We start from the raw sequence: 16,726 nt of genomic DNA on the forward strand, positions 1-16,726 counted from the left end.
GACCGGATGATGCGCGAGGCCGAGCAGTACGCGGAGGAGGACCACAAGCGCCGCGAGGCCGCCGAGACCCGCAACCAGGCCGAGCAGCTCGTCTACCAGACCGAGAAGTTCCTCAAGGACAACGAGGACAAGGTCCCGGGCGAGGTCAAGACCGAGGTCGAGGCCGCCATCGCCGAGCTGAAGGAGAAGCTCAAGGGCGAGGACATCGCCGAGATCCGCACCGCCACCGAGAAGGTCGCGGCGGTCAGCCAGAAGCTGGGCCAGGCGATGTACGCCGATGCCCAGGGCGCCGGCGCGGCCGGTGCGGGCGCCGGTGAGAACGTCAACATGTCCAAGGACGAGGCGCACGACGATGTCGTGGACGCCGAGATCGTGGACGAGGAGCCGAAGAAGCGTGAGGGTGGTGCCGCGTGACGGAGGAGTCACAGGGCTTCCCGCAGAAGCCTGCTGACGTCCCCGTCAACGCCGCGACGGCTGACGCAGACGACGCGGCGCAGGGCGCCGGGCCCGCCGAGCAGGCGGGCCCGGGCGGCCCGGCCGGGGACGCAGAGCAGAGCGCGGACCAGGACCTGAGCAAGCAACTGGAGTCGGTGCGCGGCCAGTTGGCCGAGCGCACCGCCGATCTGCAGCGCCTCCAGGCGGAGTACCAGAACTACCGCCGCCGGGTGGAGCGGGACCGGATCGCGGTCAAGGAGATCGCGATCGCCAATCTGCTGGGCGAGTTGCTGCCGGTGCTCGACGACATCGGGCGGGCGCGGGAGCACGGCGAGCTGGTCGGCGGCTTCAAGTCGGTCGGCGAGTCGGTGGAGACGGTGGTCGCCAAGCTCGGTCTGCAGCAGTTCGGCAAGGAGGGCGAGCCCTTCGACCCGCTGGTGCACGAGGCGCTGATGCACAGTTACTCGCCGGACGTTTCCGAAACCACGTGCGTGCAGATTCTTCAGCCGGGGTATCGGATCGGCGAGCGGACCATCCGCCCGGCCCGGGTCGCGGTCGCAGAACCGCAGCCCGGCGCGCAGGGCAAGGAGCCCTCGGCGGATACGGATGCGTCGGACGAGGAGAGCGGTGGCCCGGAACAGGGCTGACGCGTCGACAGTTGAGGTAGGAGAGGAGGGACGCCGGGGATGAGCACCAAGGACTTCGTCGAGAAGGACTACTACAAGGTTCTCGGTGTCCCCAAGGACGCGACCGAGGCGGAGATCAAGAAGGCGTACCGGAAGCTCGCCCGCGAGTTCCACCCGGACGCCAACAAGGGCGACGCCAAGGCCGAGGAGCGCTTCAAGGAGATCTCCGAGGCCAACGACGTGCTGTCCGACCCCAAGCGCCGCAAGGAGTACGACGAGGCGCGGGCCCTGTTCGGCAACGGGGGCTTCCGCCAGGGCGGTGCCACCGGACCCGGCGGGTTCGGCTTCGACCTCGGCGACCTGTTCGGCGGTGCCCAGACCGGCACCGGCACGGGCACGGGCGGCGGGGGCTTCGGCGGCGGGATCGGGGACGTCTTCGGGGGGTTGTTCGGGCGTGGCGGTACGACACGTACCCAGCCGCGCCGCGGCCAGGACATCGAGTCCGAGGTGACGCTGAGCTTCACCGAGGCGGTGGACGGGGCCACGGTCCCGCTGCGGATGTCGAGTTCGGCGCCGTGCAAGGCCTGTGCGGGAACGGGCGACAAAAACGGTACGCCGCGGGTCTGTCCGACCTGTGTCGGCACCGGGCAGGTCTCGCGGGGCTCCGGCGGCGGGTTCTCGCTGACCGATCCCTGTGTGGACTGCAAGGGCCGCGGCATGATCGCCCAGGACCCCTGCGACAACTGCAAGGGCAGCGGTCGGGCCAAGAGCGCGCGCACCATGCAGGTCCGGATTCCGGCGGGCGTCAGCGACAGCCAGCGGATCCGGCTGCGCGGCAAGGGCGCGCCGGGTGAGCGGGGCGGTCCGGCCGGCGATCTGTACGTCGTCGTCCATGTCGATCCGCACCCGGTGTTCGGGCGCAAGGGCGACAACCTGACGGTCACCGTGCCGGTCACCTTCCCGGAGGCGGCGCTCGGCGCGGAGATCAGGGTGCCGACGCTCGGCGGCCCGCCGGTGACGTTGAAGCTGCCGTCGGGCACCCCGAACGGCCGTACGCTGCGGGCCCGTGGCAAGGGCGCCGTGCGCAAGGACGGCACCCGCGGGGATCTGCTGGTCACGGTGGAGGTCGCGGTGCCGGCGTCGGTGGACGGCAAGGCGCTGGACGCGCTGGAGTCGTACAGAGAGGCGACCGCGGACGAGGATCCGCGGGCGGAGCTGTTCAAGGCCGCGAAGGGAGCTTGAGATGGACGGCCGGGGCGCACGCCGCAATCCGTACGAGCTGACGGACGAGTCACCGGTGTATGTGATCTCGGTCGCCGCTCAGCTGTCGGGGCTGCACCCGCAGACCCTGCGGCAGTACGACCGGTTGGGGCTGGTCTCCCCGGACCGTACCGCTGGGCGTGGCCGCCGGTACTCGGCGCGGGACATCGAACTCCTGCGGCAGGTGCAGCAGTTGAGCCAGGACGGCATCAACCTCGCCGGAATCAAGCGCATCATCGAACTGGAGAACCAGGTGTCCGCGCTTCAGGCGCGGGTCGCCGAGCTGCAGAGCGGACTTGAGGGCGCCGCTGCCGCGATGCGGCAGCGCGAGGCGGCGGTGCACGCCTCGTACCGCCGGGACCTGGTCCCGTACGAGGACGTGCGGCAGGCCAGTGCGCTGGTGGTGTGGCGGCCGAAGCGACCGGACTGACGCCGCGGCGTCGGCTCTTCGGACGGGCCCGGGGGCTTTGCCTCCGGGCCCCTTCGTTTGGCGGAGGTGTTCAGCGGAAGTGGCCCATCGCCGAGGTGAGCGCCACCTCGATCACCACCCGGTCCGGGTTCGGGGAGGGCCTGCGCTGGTAGCGCTCCTCGTAGCGGCGCACCGCCTCCGCCACGGCGGCCGGATCGGTGGAGACCGTGGCCACGCCCTCCAGGGTGGCCCAGCGGCCGCGGTCGACCTGGCAGAGGGCGACGCGGGCACCCGGGGCACCCGCGTCGAGGACGTTGCGCACCTTGACGCTCTGCTTGCGGGTGATCACGCGGGCCAGACCCGCTTCCGGGTCGTACGTCGAGCCCACCGCGACGACGTGGGGGGTGCCGTCGGGGCGCGGGGTGGTCAGCGTGCAGTAGTGCGCCTCGCGCCAGAAGTCCAGCAGGGCGGGGTGCAGGGGGTTGATCGGCATTCGGTGATTTTCCCACCCGCCCGCCCCATGGGGCGGCGACCCGGACGTCGCTCTGGCACGGGTGGAATGTTGAGTGGTACCGACTCAACTTGTCTTATGCTTGATGGGGCAGGGACGATGGCAAGGCCATAGAGGAGGTCCGCGCACGTGAACGCAGAGCTGACCAACAAGAGCCAGGAGGCGCTCAGCGGCGCCAACAGTCGGGCGGTGTCCTCGGGGCATGCGGATCTGACCCCCGCGCATCTGCTCGCCGCGCTGCTGGAGCAGCCGGAGAACGAGAACCTCAAGGACTTGCTGGCCGCTGCCGGTGCCGACCCGGACGCCCTGCTGAAGGGCGCGAAGGCACAGCTGGACGCGCTGCCCACGGTGCAGGGCTCCACCGTCGCCCCGCCGCAGGCGAGCCGTGATCTGCTCGCGGTGATAGCCGACGCCTCACAGCGCGCCCGCGAGCTGGGCGACGCGTACGTGTCGATCGAGCACCTGCTGATCGGGCTGGCCGCCAAGGGCGGAACCACCGCCGAACTGCTGGACCGCCAGGGCGCCACGGCCGCCGTGCTGCTGGACGCCTTCGAGACCGCCCGCGGAGGCACACGCGTGACCACCCCCGACCCAGAGGCCACCTACAAGGCGCTGGAGAAGTACGGAACCGACTTCACCGCCGTCGCCCGTGAGGGCAAGCTCGACCCGGTCATCGGGCGGGACAACGAGATCCGGCGGGTCATCCAGGTGCTCTCACGGCGCACCAAGAACAACCCGGTGCTGATCGGCGAGCCGGGCGTCGGCAAGACCGCCGTGGTCGAAGGGCTGGCCCAGCGGATCGTCAAGGGGGATGTGCCGGGGGCGCTGAAGGACAAGCGACTGGTCCAGCTGGATCTCGGAGCGATGGTCGCGGGCGCGAAGTACCGCGGCGAGTTCGAGGAGCGGCTGAAGGCCGTGCTCGCCGAGATCCGGGAGAGCGACGGCCGGATCATCACGTTCATCGACGAGCTGCACACCGTGGTGGGTGCGGGCGCGGGTGGCGATTCGGCGATGGACGCGGGCAACATGCTCAAGCCGATGCTGGCCCGCGGTGAGCTGCGGATGGTCGGCGCGACCACGCTGGACGAGTACCGCGAGCGGATCGAGAAGGACCCGGCGCTGGAGCGCCGGTTCCAGCAGGTGCTGGTGGCCGAGCCGAGCGTCCAGGACACCATCGCCATCCTGCGCGGCCTCAAGCCGCGGTACGAGGCGCACCACGAGGTGCGGATCGCCGACTCCGCGCTGGTGGCCGCCGCCAACCTCTCGCACCGCTACATCACCTCCCGCTTCCTGCCCGACAAGGCCATCGACCTGGTCGACGAGGCCGCCTCCCGGCTGCACATGGAGGTCGACTCCTCGCCGGTGGAGATCGACGAACTCCAGCGCGCCGTAGACCGGTTGCGGATGGAGGAGGAGTCGCTGCTGGCGACCTCCGGCGCCAAGGACAAGAAGGCGAAGAAGCAGGCCGAGAAGGAGGAGGCGCTCGCGCCCGACGCCCGCGAACGCCTGGACGCGCTGCGCAGGGCACGGGCGGAGAAGGAAGAGGCGCTGCGCGGGCTGACCGCCAGGTGGAACAAGGAGCGTGAGGTACACAACCGGGTCGGTGAGCTGAAGAAGCGGCTGGACGAGCTGGAGAGCGAGTTCCAGCGCGCCGAGCTGAAGGCCCCCGAGACCGGCGACTGGGTCACTCCCGGCCGGATCAGGACCGAGCAGATCCCGCAGGCCGAGAAGGAACTGGCCGAGGCGATCGAGGCGCAGCGGCAGCTGGAGGGCATGGTCGGCGAGGAGGTCACTCCCGATGACATCGCCCAGGTCGTCGCCGCCTGGACCGGGATCCCGGCCGGCCGCCTGCTGGAGGGGGAGACCCGCAAGCTGCTGCGTATGGAGGAGGAGCTGGGCAGGCGGCTGATCGGGCAGACCGAGGCGGTGGCCGCGGTGTCGGACGCGGTACGCCGCTCGCGCTCCGGCATCGCCGACCCCGACCGCCCGACCGGCTCGTTCCTCTTCCTCGGCCCGACCGGTGTCGGCAAGACCGAGCTGGCCAAGGCGCTGGCCGACTTCCTGTTCGACGACGAGCGGGCCATGATCCGCATCGATATGAGCGAGTACGGGGAGAAGCACTCGGTGGCCCGGCTGGTCGGTGCCCCGCCCGGCTATGTCGGCTACGAGGAGGGCGGCCAGCTCACCGAGGCGGTGCGGCGGCGCCCGTACAGCGTGGTGCTGCTGGACGAGGTGGAGAAGGCGCACCCCGAGGTCTTCGATGTGCTGCTGCAGGTGCTGGACGACGGGCGGCTGACCGACGGCCAGGGGCGGACGGTGGACTTCCGTAGCACCATCCTCATCCTCACCTCCAATCTCGGTTCGCAGTACCTGGTGAACTCCGAGCTGACCGCGGTGCAGAAGCGGGACGCCGTGCTGGAGGCGGTCCGGGCGTCCTTCAAGCCGGAGTTCCTCAACCGGCTGGACGACATCGTGGTCTTCAGCGCGCTGAACGAGGACGAACTGGCCAGGATCGCCGGACTCCAGCTGAACCGGCTGCGCGACCGGCTCAAGGACCGCCGCCTGGAGCTGGACGTCACCGACGAGGCGCTGGCCTGGCTGGCCAGGGAGGGCAACGACCCGGCCTACGGTGCCCGGCCGCTGCGCCGCCTGGTGCAGACCGCCATCGGCGACCCGCTGGCCAAGGCGATCCTCGCCGGCGAAGTACGCGACGGCGACACGGTCCGTGTGGACCGCGAGGGTGAAGGGTTGACCGTCCAGCCCGCCCGATGAGGACAGGGCTTGCCAGACCGGGGCCGGGATGGGGGAGGATGGCGGCAATCGTCGCGAAGGGAACCACACGGTGAGCATCGACCCGTCCTCCATCCCGAACTTCGGCCAGGGCCAGGGGCCGTCCGACCAGCCCCCCGCAGGCCCGCCGGGAGGAGGAGTGATCCGGCCGGACCAGGACCTGGTGAAGCAACTGCTTGACCAGATGGAGCTGAAGTACGTGGTGGACGACGAGGGCGACCTCGCCGCGCCGTGGGAGGACTTCCGGACGTACTTCATGTTCCGCGGCGAGGGGGAGCAGGAAGTGTTCGCGGTCCGCACCTTCTACGACCGCGCGTACTCCATCGAGGAGAAGAACAAGCTGCTGGAGATCGCCGACGGCTGGAACCGGCAGACGCTGTGGCCGAAGGTCTACTCGCACACCCACGACGACGGCTCGGTCCGCCTGATCGGCGAGGCGCAGATGCTGCTCGGCCTGGGAGTCGGCCTGGAGCACTTCGTCTCCTCCACCGTGAGCTGGGTGCGCGCCTCGATCGACTTCGACCGGTGGGTCACCGAGCAGCTCGGTCTGGAGAAGGACGCCGAGTCCGACGGCGAGGACGGCGACGAGAACGACGAGGGCTGAGTTCCAGCTCTCGTCGGGACACGGCGGTTGCGGCGGAGGGATTCCCTCCGCCGCAACGGCGTCTCAGAGCGCCAGCGGCGCGATGGCGAGCAGATACGTTCCGTAGAAGAACGAGAACCCGCCCAACGAGATGACCGCCACCCAGGCGGTCCGCGGCCTGGCTCTGGCCAGCGCGATCGCGGCCGGGATCAGCAGCGGGAAGGCGGGCATCAGGAAGCGCGGCTTGCACTGGAAGAAGCCCGCGCCGCCGATGCCGATCAGCATCAGCACCCCGCAGTAGGCCAGCAGCGCCACCGGAATGCGGTCGGTGATGCACAGCGCCAGCAGGATCACTGCGGCGGCCACGATGGCGGCCGCGACGTAGTACGCGAAGTAGTCGGTGCCGGTCACCAGGTGCTTGAAGAAGCGCAGTGCGCTCCACCCGAAGTCGAAGCGGGAGCCCCAGCGCGCCTGGACCTTGAAGTAGCCCTTGATGTCACCGGTCTGCCAGCCGACCCACAGCACATAGCCGAACCAGCCGAGCGGCGCGATGGCCGCGCCGAGCCAGGCCCGCCAGTCGACGGTCCCGCCCGTCACCCGCCACCGCCCCAGTGGCGCTCCGCTCTGCTCCGCCCTCTTCCTTACCGCCTTGCGGCGGCGCCAGAAGTCCATCGCCACGCCCGCGACCACGGCGGCGGCCACCGCCACGCCGTTGGGCCTGGTGCAGCCCGCCAGGGCGGCCAGCACGCCCGCGTAGAGCCAGCGGCGGGTCAGTACCGCGTAGAGCGCCCAGGCGGCCAGCGCGGTCATCACCGGCTCGGTGTAGGCCATGGTCTGGATGATGGCGTGCGGCAGCAGTCCGTAGAGCAGCACCAGGGCGATGCCGACCCGGCGGCTGTACAGCCGGGCGCCGATCAGGTAGATCGCCCACACCGACAGCAGCGTGGCGATCCAGGCGATCAGGATCGCGACGTTGATCACGCCGATCGGGATGACGTACGAGACCACCCGCACGGTCATCGGATACAGCGGGAAGAACGCCAGGTCGTTGTAGAGGATCGTGTGCTGGGTGGCGGACGGGATCAGCGTTCCGTAGCCGTACTCGGCCACCCGGAAGTACCACCGCGCGTCCCAGGCGAGGCCCAGGATGCTGCGCGGATGCTGGCCCGCGTACCACGCGTACGCGGACAGGAACAGCAGACCGGTTGCCCGCACCGCCGCGTACACCATGAGCGCGGGCGCCGCACGCCGCAGTGAGGCCCTCGCCCGCTCAAGGCGGGAGCGGACCTCGGGTCTTGGGGCGGAGGATCCTCCCGTCGTGGGACGAGGAGGGGTCGAGACCGGCTCGGCCGTATACACCTGTTCCGCTCCTCCCGGGGCGACCGTTCATCGGCACCGTACTTGACGACAAGCTTGAATGAGTCTGTTCTTGCGCGCATTGTCGGGTCGTACGGGTCCGTCGTGCCGAGTAGCGCCGCAATCCACCCCCACGGGTGAAAGACGATCGAAAGTCAGGATGGGTTGCCTCAGGAGCGTAGCTGCTTCAGACGCGAGATCGCATCGTTGAGCACCTCTGTTCGCTTGCAGAACGCGAAGCGTACGAAGGGAGTTCCCCTTTCCTTCGTGTCGTAGAACACGGCGTTGGGGATCGCGACCACTCCGCAACGTTCGGGCAAGGACCGGCAGAAGTCGAATCCGTCCGTTGCGCCGAGTGGGCGAATGTCCGTGGTCACGAAGTAGGTCCCGGCCGGGCGGAAGACCCCGAAGCCGGCCTCGGTCAGACCGGCCGACAGCAGGTCCCGCTTGGCCCGCAGACCGTCCGCGAGGTCGCGGAAATAGCTGGTCGGCAGCCGAAGCGCCGCGGCCACCGCGTATTGGAACGGCCCCGCGGAGACGTACGTCAGGAATTGCTTCACCGTTCGCACGGCGTTCACCAGATCGTGTGATCCGGTAACCCAGCCGACCTTCCAGCCGGTGAACGAAAACGTCTTGCCCGCGGAGCCGATGGTCACAGTTCGGTTGCGCATTCCTGGGAATGCGGCGATCGGCAGGTGTTCACCGTCGAAGATCAGATGCTCGTACACCTCATCGGTGACCACCAGAAGATCGCGTTCGACGGCCAGTTCGGCGATGGCGGCCAGCTCGGGGCGGGTCAGCACGGTGCCGGTCGGATTGTGCGGCGTGTTGAGCAGGATCAGCCGGGTGCGGTCGGTGACCGCGGAGCGCAGCTCATCCAGATCCAGGACGAACCTGGAGTCTTCCGGACGAAGCGTGACGGGCACCCGGGTGCCGCCCGCCATCGCGATGCAGGCGGCGTACGAGTCGTAGTACGGCTCCAGCGCGATCACCTCGTCGCCCGGCTCGACCAGGGCGAGCAGTGCGGCCGCGATCGCCTCCGTGGCGCCCGCCGTCACCAGTACCTCGGTGTCCGGATCGAACTCCAGCCCGTAGTAGTTGCTCTGGTGCTCCGCGATGGCGGTGCGCAGTTCGGGGACGCCGGGGCCCGGCGGGTACTGGTTGCCGCGGCCGTCCCGCAGCGCCCGTACGGCCGCCTCGCGCACCTCCTCGGGACCGTCGGTGTCGGGGAAGCCCTGGCCCAGGTTGATGGACCCGGTGCGGAGGGCGAGAGCGGACATCTCCGCGAAGATCGTCGTGCCGAAACCGTCAAGGCGCCGATTGAGCAGTGGCCGAGTCATGCCAGCTATCCTCCGGCGAACCTCTGGACTTCCTCAACTCCTCATTACCGGCGCGCCGTCCCGGGCATGAGCTGAATCACACGACGGAGCGCCTTCGCTTCGGGGGAGCAGGGGAAGGTGAGGTGGGCGGTATGCCCTTCCTGGTGGGACTGATCATCTGTGGGTGCATCGCGTTCGTGGTGATCGCGGCCATCGCGTCGGCCTCCCGGCCGGAGGCCGGGGGCGCGCGGACCCGGGTGGGGCGCGGCGGATCGCCGGGTGCCGCGTCGGGTGCGAGCTGGTGGGCGGGCGACGGGGGCGGCACCGCTGACCCGGGAAGCTCCGGCGGGCAGCATCACCACCCGCCCCACTCCTCCTCCTGCGGCGGCCACCACCACGCGTCATGTGGCGGCGGGCACCACTCCTCCTGCGGCTCGTCGTGCGGTGGAGGCGGTCACCTCTAGAGCCGGACGGGCCGGTACGCGGGGGAATCGGGGCGCGGCGCAAGGTGTAGGTGGCACAACTGCTCGCGGCGCATGCCGCTTCGCATATGCGCAGGGCGGGGCACGGACCCGACCGGGAGCGGATGTGGTGAACACCTGAACTGGTACGTGCCCGTGGGGATGTAAACCGCACCTGAATGGGTAAAACGGCTACGCGCGCTACGAAATTCATGATTCCGTATTGATTCCCGGACCCCCCGTGGACACGAACCGGCGGACGTTCCCTTGGGCCGGTCCTCCACATGCCGGCTCTCGCGTTCCCGCGGGGGAGCCAGGGGGGCGGGCCGGCCCACCAGCCCCTGCGTGAACCCTCGCGTGCTTGCGGAGCCGACCCATGCTCAGGACTCTTGAGACTGCCTTCATCGACACCCGCGCCGGGGACCTCGCCTGGCGGCTGGGCAAGGAACCCCTGCCCGCGCTGGCCGTCGTCAACCTCGAACTCGATCTGGGGCCCAGCCCGTCGCGTGCCACTGGCAATTGCCGAATTGAGGTGCAGATGCGGCTGCTTGGGGCCTCGCACCAGGTGTTGCTGAACGCCTCCGACGGCGGCTGTTCGGAGACCGTGGCCTGTATGCCGGGGAGCAGGACGCCGCTGCCGCTGGGCGTCGCCGAGCGGATAGGGGACTGGGAGTACGAGTTCGCGGCGCGCGTGGAGACGCTGTCCCGTGGCTCGTTCGCCGGGCGCGCCCAGGAGTTGCTGGCGCTGGTCGCCGACCATCCGCACGGGCTCGCCGGGCGCTTCCCCGGCGATCCCAACGCGTTCACCGCGATGCTCGTCCAGCGCAACCCGGACAGCGGCGGGAGCGGCGGCGAGGTGCACTGGCGCACCTGGCACGCGTACCCGACGGAGGGACGGCTGGTGACCACGAGGTCACGGGTGACGGGGCTGCGGTGAGCGCGCCTTCGCCGGGTGTGGCGCGGGGGCGCGGCCGGTGTTGCGGCCGACCGTCAACGCGCCGTTGTGGGCGAGGAATTGCACCCCTGTGGGTGACCGGAGCGGCGCGCAGAGTGACGTAGCGTGCACTCATGATCGACGTGCCCCCGTCCCTTGCCCGGCTGCCGGTACCGGTCAGCCTCGGGCGCGCGCTGGTGCTTGGCTCGGTCTTCGTCTGCGCCGCCTGCGGTCTCGTCTATGAACTCGAACTCGTCGCCCTCGCCTCGTACTTGGTGGGTGACTCGGTCACCCAGGCGTCCGTCGTGCTGTCCGTCATGGTCTTCGCGATGGGGGTCGGCTCGCTGCTGGCCAAGAGCATCCGGTGCCGGGCGGCCGTCGGGTTCGCGCTGATCGAGTCACTGCTCGCGCTGATCGGCGGGCTGTCCGCGATGGCGCTCTACGCGAGCTTCGCATGGCTCGGGCAGTCCAGTTCCGCGATCACCACCTTCGCCTTCGCGATCGGGCTGCTGATAGGTGCCGAGGTGCCGCTGCTGATGACGCTGATCCAGCGGATCAGACGGCAGGACGCGGGCGGTGCGGTGGCCGAGCTGTTCGCCGCCGACTACGTGGGTGCGCTGGTCGGCGGGCTGGCCTTCCCCTTCGTCCTGCTGCCGTTCCTCGGCCAGGTGACGGGCGTGCTGCTGACCGGGGTGGTGAACGCGGGGGCGGGCGCGGCGACGGTGCTCGGGCTGTTCCGCCGTGATCTGAGCGGACGGGCGCGCGGCTGGCTGATCGGCGTGAACATCGCGGTGCTCGTGGGGCTGGCGACGGCCGCGGTGTTCGCGGGACCGTTCGAGCGCGCCGCGCGGCAGGCGGTCTACGGCGGCGACGTACGGCTGGCGGTCCGCACGGACGTGCAGGAGGTCGTGCTCACCGGCTCGCCCGCGGGCCGTCCGCTGCGACTCTTCCTGGACGGACGGCTGTCCGACTCCGGCCGTGACGAGTACCGCTACCACGAGGCGCTGGTCCACCCCGCGATGGCGGGCCCGCGCCGCAGGGTGCTTATCCTCGGCGGCGGCGACGGGCTGGCGCTGCGCGAGGTGCTGCGGTACGCGGACGTGGCGTCGGTGACGCTGGTCGAGGTCGATCCCCAACTGGTCGACCTGGCGCGTGGCGACCCCGGTCTGGCCGGGTTGAACCGTCACTCCTTCGCCGACCGCCGGGTCCGGGTGGTGACGGCGGACGCCTTCGACTGGCTGTGGGAAAGGCGCCAACCCGGCGTGTACGACGTGGTCATCGAGGACCTGCCGGATCCGGGCATCTCCCGTAGCGCCAAGCTGTACTCGCAGGAGTTCTACGGGCTGGCCGCGGCCGAACTGGCCCCCGGCGGAAGGCTCGCGGTGCACGCGGGCACCCCGTGCGGCCGCACCACGCAGTTCTGGACGGTCGATGCGACGATCCGCTCGGCGGGCCTGGACACCAGCGACTACTGGATCCTGTCCAACGGCACGTTCTGGGGCTTCCTCCTGGCGGCCCGCGATCCCGTCGAAGTACGTCTGCCCGACGCCGCACCACCCCTGCGCTCCCTGACCCCCCAGTCCCTGCACGCGGCCGTCCGCACGGCCGCACTGTCCCGGGGCGCCGCTCCAGTGCCGCCCTCCACCTTGATGCGGCCCCGGTACGGGCAGTAGTGCGGAGCCCCGTGGGAAAACGAGCCGGACCCTGGTCCCGGCAGAAGCGCCGGGACGCTGCCCACCCCAGCGGCGTCCCGGTAGGCTCCGACAATATGGAGCACGAGGCGTACGTCCCCTTCCCGGTTGAGACCGTGCGGCGGGCACTGAGCGAGCCCGATCGGGTGGCGCGCTGCGTCTCGGCGCTGCAGCGCGACGCGGCAGCCGCCGTGCCCGGCGGGCTCGCGGGGCGGCTGCGGCTGCGGATCGGCGGCTCCACCATCACCTACCGCGGCAGCCTGCGGATCGCCGCCTGTGACGGCGGCTTCGAGATCGAGGGCGAGGGCGCGGAGGCCCGCGGCGGCGGCACCGTGAAGCTGGCGCTGGTCATCGGGCTCGACCCGGAGGGCAGCGGCACCCGGCTCGGCTTCTCCGGCGCCGTACAGGCGGAGGGGCGGCTGGCCGAGTACGACCAGCCGACGGCGGAGGCGGCCGGCCGCCGTCTGCTGGACCGTTTCGTCTCCGACCTCACCACCGACCTGGAGGCCGAACCGCCCGCCGAGTTCGCCCCGCCCGCGCAGGAGGCCTCCGCGCAGGGCGTCCTGCTGCCGGACGACGTCGACGACATGGACGAGTCCGAGGACGCCGAATTCGTCGAGCTGCCCGAACTCCCCGAGGCCGAGGCCGAGGAGGAGGTGGAACTGGTCGAGGTCGACGTGCCGGAGACGCCCGCCGGTCTGGAGGACGATCCGCATCTGCGGGAATCCGTCCCCGCCGAGGCCGCGCACGCCCGCCGCACCATGATCGGCCGCAGTGCGGAGGAGGTCGACCACGCGCCGCCGCGCGGCCGCTACGCCCCGGTGCCCGCACCGGCGACCGGCTCGGCCGCCGATACCCTGCGCTGGGCCGCACCGGCTGCTGCCGCGCTGCTCGCGTCCGCGGTCGTGGTCGGCCGGGTACTGCGCCGCCGCCGTTAGCGCCGTTCCGGCGGACCCTGGTCGGTTGCGGTGGGTTCGGGCCGCCGGTCCCCGTCGCGCGGGTTGCTCGCCGCCCCGGCGGGTCTTCTGTGGGGGCAAGCCCCCAGACCCCCAGCGGTGCGAACCCGCCGCAAGCGGCCGAGAGCTGTCGGCAGGGCCTAGATTCGTGCGTATGCACCAGACACCACAACCGGTCCGCCTCACGGCCGGAGACGCCGAACTGACAGTGCGGCCGGACGCGGGCTGCGGTATCAGCAGCCTGCGCGTCGGCGGGACCGAACTGCTGCGGCAAGGGCCGCGTTACGGCTCCTTCGTCATGGTCCCGTGGTGCGGCCGCACCGAGAACGGGCGATTCCGCAACGGCGGCGTGACCCATCAACTGCCGGTCAACGCCGCCCCGCACGCCATTCACGGCACCGGCCGTGACGGGTCATGGACGCGGTCGACACACGGGGACGGCACCGCCTCGTTCTTCCACGACCTCACCGACCCCTGGCCGTACGCGGGCCGCGTCACCCAGGTGTTCGAGCTCACCGAGGACGAACTGCGGATCACCATGGGGGTGGAGACGGCCGAGGAGTCCTTCCCGGCACAGGCCGGTTGGCACCCGTGGTTCCTGCGCAACCTCGGCCAGGGCGGCCAGGACGCGGTCATCGACTTCACGCCCGGCTGGCAGGAGGAGCGCGGTGACAACCACCTGCCGACCGGACACCGGATCGACCCCGAGCCGGGCCCCTGGGACGACTGCTTCGGCATGCCGGACGGCGTCGACGTGGCCTTGACCTGGCCCGGTGAGCTGCGGGTCCGGGTGACCAGTCCGGCCGAGTGGCTGGTGGTCTACGACGAGCAGCCCGAGGCGATCTGTGTGGAGCCGCAGTCGGGACCGCCGAACGGCCTCAACACCCTGCCGCGGTTGGTCACCCTGATCGACCCACTGGAGATCACGACGGTCTGGGCGTGGGAGCGGCTCGGCTAATCTCATGGGCATGACTGACGCCCGTGACGCCCTGCTGCAGCAGATCAAGGACAAGGCCGTGGTGCACGGCAAGGTGGTCCTCTCCTCCGGCAAGGAGGCCGACTACTACGTCGATCTGCGCCGGATCACCCTCGACGGTGAGGCGGCCCCGCTGGTCGGCCAGGTGATGCTCGATCTGACCGCCGACCTCGACTACGACGCCGTGGGCGGCCTGACCCTCGGCGCCGACCCGGTCGCCACCGCGATGCTGCACGCGGCCGCCGCGCGCGGGCGCACGCTCGACGCCTTCGTCGTACGCAAGACGGGCAAGGCGCACGGCCTGCAGCGCCGTGTCGAGGGCCCGGACGTCAAGGGCCGCCGGGTGCTGGCGGTGGAGGACACCTCCACCACCGGCGGCTCGGTGCTGACCGCGGTGGAGGCGCTGCGCGAGGAGGGCGCCGAGGTCGTCGGTGTCGCCGTGATCGTCGAGCGCGGCGCCGCCCCGGCGATCGCCGACACGGGGCTTCCGTACCTGCAGGCGTACAGCCTGGAGGACCTTGACCTGGCCTGACCGGCGTCGCCAGGGCATCCGGTGTCACAGCCGCCGCGCGCCTGTGACCTGCGCTTATCGATGAGGGGTTGCTGTTTCACGTGAAACGGCAACCCCTCGCGCGTAAGTGTGATAGATGCCGTGTGGAGCTTGGGCCGGAGTCTGCGAAGATGACGACGATGACGTAGACACGTCTGTACGCCACCCGCGGACTCCCAAGGAGCGGACACATGCCCATCGCAACCCCCGAGGTCTACAACGAGATGCTCGACCGGGCGAAGGCAGGCAAGTTCGCCTACCCGGCCATCAACGTGACCTCGTCGCAGACGCTGCACGCCGCGCTGCGCGGTTTCGCCGAGGCGGAGAGCGACGGCATCGTCCAGATCTCCACCGGTGGTGCGGAGTTCCTGGGCGGTCAGTACAAGAAGGACATGGTCACCGGCGCGGTCGCGCTGGCCGAGTTCGCGCACGTCGTCGCCGAGAAGTACCCGGTCAACATCGCCCTGCACACCGACCACTGCCCCAAGGACAAGCTGGACGGCTACGTCCGCCCGCTGCTGGCCGTCTCCCAGGAGCGCGTCGCCAAGGGCCTCAACCCGCTGTTCCAGTCCCACATGTGGGACGGCTCGGCGGAGAACCTCAACGACAACCTAGCCATCGCGCAGGAGCTGCTCGCCGAGGCCGCCAAGGCCAAGATCATCCTTGAGGTCGAGATCACCCCGACCGGTGGTGAGGAGGACGGCATCTCCCACGAGATCAACGACGAGCTGTACACCTCCGTCTCGGACGGCATCCGCACCGCCGAGGCGCTCGGCCTGGGTGACAAGGGCCGCTACCTGCTCGCCGCCTCCTTCGGCAACGTGCACGGCGTCTACAAGCCGGGCAACGTCGTGCTGCGCCCCTCGATCCTGAAGGACCTCCAGGTCGCGGTCGGTGAGAAGTTCGGCAAGTCCACCCCGTTCGACTTCGTCTTCCACGGTGGCTCCGGCTCGACGATCGAGGAGATCAACGAGGCTCTGGAGAACGGCGTCGTCAAGATGAACATCGACACCGACACCCAGTACGCCTTCACCCGTCCCGTCGTGGGGCACATGTTCCAGAACTACGACGGCGTGCTGAAGGTCGACGGCGAGGTCGGCAACAAGAAGGCCTACGACCCGCGCACCTGGGGCAAGCTCGCCGAGGAGGGCATGGCCGCGCGCGTCGGTGTCGCCGCGGAGAACCTGCGGTCCGCCGGCAAGAAGATGAAGTAGGCGGTATCCGGGGGCCCGCCCCCGGACCCCACGGGGCGATGCCCGGCCCCCTCAGGGCACCTCCCGAGGTCCCCGGCCGCATGCGGCCGGGGACGCGGCAGACTGGGACCCATGGGAATTCACGAGAACCTGCTCGGGGGGCCGCCCCCGACCCAGCTGCCCGACGATCCCGAGCCGCGCGAGCTGCTCGCCTCGGGAACCGCGCCGGCCGATGTCGCCGCGAAGTACCCCGCCTCCTCGCTGGTCTGGGCGCAACTCGCCGACGACGCCTTCGAAGCGGGCCGGGTCGTCGAGTCCTACGCCTACGCCCGCACCGGCTACCACCGCGGGCTTGACGCGCTGCGCCGCAACGGCTGGAAGGGCCACGGGCCGGTGCCGTGGGAGCACGAGCCCAACCGCGGATTCCTGCGCGCCCTGCACGCCCTCGGCCGCGCCGCGCAGGCGATCGGCGAGGACGAGGAGCACGAGCGCTGCGCGTCCTTCCTGCGGGAATCCTCCCCGACGGCCGCCGACACGCTGACCTGATCCGAACGGCAAGACCTGCCTGGCCGAAGCCGCCAGGCAGGTCTTGCCGTATCGCGGCTGTTCACCGCATGATGCGGATGGGCCGGGCGGTACGTCGATCGTGTGCGCGGGCCCGAGGGGACCGGGGCTC

Annotated in this window: 15 protein-coding genes and 2 pseudogenes; 14 read left to right on the top strand and 3 right to left on the bottom strand. The window is 70.5% G+C overall.

Annotated elements, in window-relative coordinates; all coding sequences use genetic code 11:
• The 4 genes from P2L57_RS30355 to P2L57_RS30370 all read left to right on the top strand — a co-directional run.
• Positions 1-414, top strand: a 414-nt coding sequence (locus P2L57_RS30355) for an Hsp70 family protein (RefSeq protein ID WP_275819915.1), incomplete at its 5' end; no start/stop codon positions are given.
• Positions 411-1,082, top strand: a complete 672-nt coding sequence (gene grpE / locus P2L57_RS30360; RefSeq protein ID WP_275819917.1) for a nucleotide exchange factor GrpE — start codon at positions 411-413, stop codon at positions 1,080-1,082. The genes P2L57_RS30355 and grpE, both read left to right, overlap by 4 nt.
• Positions 1,083-1,121: 39 nt before the next feature.
• On the top strand, positions 1,122-2,303 hold the full coding sequence (gene dnaJ, locus P2L57_RS30365) for a molecular chaperone DnaJ (RefSeq protein WP_275819920.1): 1,182 nt from the start codon (positions 1,122-1,124) through the stop codon (positions 2,301-2,303).
• Position 2,304: 1 nt separating this feature from the next.
• The gene (locus tag P2L57_RS30370; RefSeq protein WP_275819922.1) at positions 2,305-2,751 is read left to right on the top strand and encodes a heat shock protein transcriptional repressor HspR; all 447 of its coding nucleotides are present in this window, start codon (positions 2,305-2,307) and stop codon (positions 2,749-2,751) included.
• Positions 2,752-2,821: 70 nt separating this feature from the next.
• On the opposite strand, the gene P2L57_RS30375 is transcribed toward P2L57_RS30370, so the two are convergent.
• A complete protein-coding gene (locus tag P2L57_RS30375; RefSeq protein WP_275819924.1) occupies positions 2,822-3,223 on the bottom strand; it encodes a pyridoxamine 5'-phosphate oxidase family protein in 402 nt (133 codons plus the stop codon).
• A gap of 207 nt (positions 3,224-3,430) precedes the next feature.
• Here P2L57_RS30375 and P2L57_RS40910 point away from each other — a divergent pair.
• The 3 genes and pseudogenes from P2L57_RS40910 to P2L57_RS30385 form a co-directional block, all read left to right on the top strand.
• Positions 3,431-4,642, top strand: a pseudogene (locus P2L57_RS40910) (Clp protease N-terminal domain-containing protein); the annotation flags it as partial.
• Positions 4,643-4,972: 330 nt separating this feature from the next.
• A pseudogene (locus P2L57_RS40915) lies at positions 4,973-6,013 on the top strand (AAA family ATPase); the annotation flags it as partial.
• A 70-nt stretch (positions 6,014-6,083) separates the two neighbouring features.
• Entirely contained in the window at positions 6,084-6,635 is a 552-nt protein-coding gene (locus P2L57_RS30385; RefSeq protein WP_275819928.1) for a YbjN domain-containing protein, read from the top strand.
• 63 nt (positions 6,636-6,698) lie between these two features.
• On the opposite strand, the gene P2L57_RS30390 is transcribed toward P2L57_RS30385, so the two are convergent.
• Positions 6,699-7,973, bottom strand: a complete 1,275-nt coding sequence (locus tag P2L57_RS30390) for a glycosyltransferase family 39 protein (RefSeq protein WP_372515995.1) — start codon at positions 7,971-7,973, stop codon at positions 6,699-6,701.
• A 167-nt stretch (positions 7,974-8,140) separates the two neighbouring features.
• Positions 8,141-9,310 carry a pyridoxal phosphate-dependent aminotransferase gene (locus P2L57_RS30395; RefSeq protein ID WP_275819932.1) on the bottom strand — a complete coding sequence of 390 codons (1,170 nt, stop codon included), beginning with the start codon at positions 9,308-9,310 and terminating at the stop codon, positions 8,141-8,143.
• A gap of 816 nt (positions 9,311-10,126) precedes the next feature.
• Here P2L57_RS30395 and P2L57_RS30400 point away from each other — a divergent pair.
• The 7 genes from P2L57_RS30400 to P2L57_RS30430 all read left to right on the top strand — a co-directional run bounded on the left by P2L57_RS30400 (position 10,127) and on the right by P2L57_RS30430 (position 16,596).
• Positions 10,127-10,687: a DUF2617 family protein gene (locus P2L57_RS30400; RefSeq protein ID WP_275819934.1), complete on the top strand. Its 561-nt coding sequence runs from the start codon at positions 10,127-10,129 to the stop codon at positions 10,685-10,687.
• 131 nt (positions 10,688-10,818) lie between these two features.
• Positions 10,819-12,357 (top strand): polyamine aminopropyltransferase, encoded by a 1,539-nt coding sequence (locus tag P2L57_RS30405; RefSeq protein WP_275819936.1) that lies wholly within the window; start codon positions 10,819-10,821, stop codon positions 12,355-12,357.
• Between the two features lie 95 nt (positions 12,358-12,452).
• Entirely contained in the window at positions 12,453-13,313 is an 861-nt protein-coding gene (locus P2L57_RS30410) for an SRPBCC family protein (RefSeq protein ID WP_275819938.1), read from the top strand.
• A 172-nt stretch (positions 13,314-13,485) separates the two neighbouring features.
• Complete coding sequence (locus P2L57_RS30415) at positions 13,486-14,289, top strand: aldose epimerase family protein (RefSeq protein WP_275819940.1); 804 nt, start codon at positions 13,486-13,488, stop codon at positions 14,287-14,289.
• 4 nt (positions 14,290-14,293) lie between these two features.
• Entirely contained in the window at positions 14,294-14,839 is a 546-nt protein-coding gene (gene pyrE / locus P2L57_RS30420) for an orotate phosphoribosyltransferase (protein ID WP_275819942.1), read from the top strand.
• A 209-nt stretch (positions 14,840-15,048) separates the two neighbouring features.
• Positions 15,049-16,071 (top strand): class II fructose-bisphosphate aldolase, encoded by a 1,023-nt coding sequence (gene fbaA / locus P2L57_RS30425; RefSeq protein ID WP_275819944.1) that lies wholly within the window; start codon positions 15,049-15,051, stop codon positions 16,069-16,071.
• A 111-nt stretch (positions 16,072-16,182) separates the two neighbouring features.
• The gene (locus P2L57_RS30430) at positions 16,183-16,596 is read left to right on the top strand and encodes a DUF3151 domain-containing protein (RefSeq protein ID WP_275819946.1); all 414 of its coding nucleotides are present in this window, start codon (positions 16,183-16,185) and stop codon (positions 16,594-16,596) included.
• Positions 16,597-16,726: the final 130 nt, after the last annotated feature.

The organism is Streptantibioticus ferralitis, from assembly GCF_029223525.1.
GTDB classification, from domain to species: Bacteria; Actinomycetota; Actinomycetes; order Streptomycetales; family Streptomycetaceae; genus Streptantibioticus_A; species Streptantibioticus_A ferralitis.